Here is a 678-nt window from a genome sequence, read left to right on the forward strand (position 1 = left end):
CCGAGCACCTGGGCCGGGGTCACCACGCTGGTGGCGGCGCTCGGCACCGACAGCCTGACCCGCACCCCGGCCCAGGTGCTCGGCAAGGTGCGCGAGTTTCGCGCCGCCGGGGTGAGCGCTTACATGTATACCGGCTCCTATCACCTGCCGGTCAAGACCCTCACCGGCAAGGTGGAGTCGGACATCATGCTGATCCCCGAGGTGCTGGGGGTGGGGGAGCTGGCCATCAGCGATCACAGATCCAGCGCACCTACCCGGGATGAGCTGGCGCGGCTGGTGAGCGAGGCGCGGGTGGCCGGGCTGCTCGCGGGCAAGAGCGGGGTCGGCTTCTTCCACGTCGGGGACGGCCGCGGGGCCCTGGCACCGCTGCGGGCCCTGCGCGATGGCACCGACATCCCCCTGCGCCAACTCTATCCCACCCACTGCAACCGCAACCCCTGGCTCTTTGCCGAGGCCATCGACTGGGGCAGGGCGGGGGGCTGGATCGATCTCACCACCTCGAGCTTCCCCGAGCTGCTGGACGATGGCGAGCAACTGGCGGCAGAGGCGCTGGTGGCGCTGCTGGCGGCCGGCGTGCCCGCCGATCGCATCAGCTTCAGCTCGGATGCCAACGCCAGCCTGCCACGATTTGACGGTGAGGGGCGCCTTGTGGAGATGCGCTGCGGCCAGATTGCCAGC

General features: G+C 70.4%; 1 protein-coding gene. It reads left to right on the top strand.

Going from position 1 to position 678, the window contains the following annotated elements:
- The coding region (locus BN1127_RS07395; RefSeq protein WP_042649023.1) for an amidohydrolase family protein at positions 1–678 on the top strand (678 nt) is incomplete at both ends.

It is taken from the genome of Aeromonas media (assembly GCF_000819985.1).
GTDB classification, from domain to species: Bacteria; Pseudomonadota; Gammaproteobacteria; order Enterobacterales; family Aeromonadaceae; genus Aeromonas; species Aeromonas media.